Origin of the sequence: Myxococcus vastator (assembly GCF_010894475.1) — a bacterium.
GTDB lineage: Bacteria > Myxococcota > Myxococcia > Myxococcales > Myxococcaceae > Myxococcus > Myxococcus vastator.
Window position 1 is genome coordinate 1 of record NZ_JAAIYB010000879.1, and the last position, 1,101, is coordinate 1,101.

Annotated in this window: 1 protein-coding gene; it reads right to left on the reverse strand. The window is 76.7% G+C overall.

Annotation, left to right across the window (positions count from 1 at the left end; all coding sequences use genetic code 11):
- Positions 1 to 273 (reverse strand): hypothetical protein (locus G4D87_RS39130; protein ID WP_205507892.1); only part of this gene is annotated, 273 nt, incomplete at its 3' end.
- Positions 274 to 1,101 lie beyond the last annotated feature (828 nt).

Consider the following 1,101-nt stretch of genomic DNA (forward strand, 5'->3'; position numbering starts at 1 on the left):
GGTGGGGGCCGTGCCGCGTGAGCCCACGGCGGTGCTGGCGCCTCCTGGCCGCAGCGGCCTGGCGTTGCCGACATCTCCGGACGAGGACGTCAACGCGCCGACCTTCGTGTTGCCTCGCAGGGGCGAGGAGGCCGCGCTGGACGCGGCGCCGCTGCCGCCCATGGCCACGCCGATGATGCCGCTGCCGGCGGTGGCGTCGTCGCCGGTGCCTCGCGGCGCTTCTTTCGAGGGCACGCCTTCCACGCCGGGCCGGCAGAGCCGTCCGGAGGGCATGGCCGCGGCGTCGGGGCCGCGCACCGGTGGGGCCGAGGAGGCTCGCGGTGCCGCCTCCGGCGAGGACTCACGGGCCGAGCAGACGCCGAGCAGGAGCTCGGGTGTCCCGGCGGTGTCTGCGAGCGCGCGAACCCCGAGTCGTCCGGACGGGAGCGCCGCCGTCGCGTCACGGTCAGGGCCCTCCGGGAGTCTGAGACTGGCCAGCGCCTGGGACGATGAGGACGACGACGAGGAAGGCACCCCGTCGAATACAGAGCCGGAGTCGCATCCCGGGATGTGGGCAGCGGCGCCTGATGCTTCCGAGGCGCCCGCGGCGGGGGCCCGTGCGTCCAGCCCCGAGGCTCGCGCGGCGAGTGCTCGTGGCTCCGGGGCCGAGGTGCCCGCGACGGGTGCCCATGTGTCCGGCCCTGAGACGCTCGCGGCGAGTGCCCGTGGCTCCGGGGCCGAGGCGCCCGTGACGGGTGCCCGTGCGTCCGGCCCCGAGACGCTCGCGGCGAGTGCCCATGGCTCCGGAGCCGAGGTACCCGCGGCGGGTGCCCGTGCGTCCGGCTCCGTGGCCCCCGTGGCCGTGCCGACGGCGCGCCGTCCGTGGGCGCTGGGACTGTCCGTGGCGGTGGGGCTCGCTGTCGTCGGGGGAGGCCTCGCTGTGATGCGGGGGACCGGGGCAGTTCCTCCGGTGACGCCGGCGGAACCCGTGGTGGCCGCACCCGTTGTGGAGGAGGCCGTGCCGGATGAACAGCCCGCGCCTTCAGCGGTGCCTGGGAGCGCGGAGAAGGCGCCCGCCGGAGCCGCCGACGCCGAAGCCGAGGTGGACGGGCTGATGCGCGA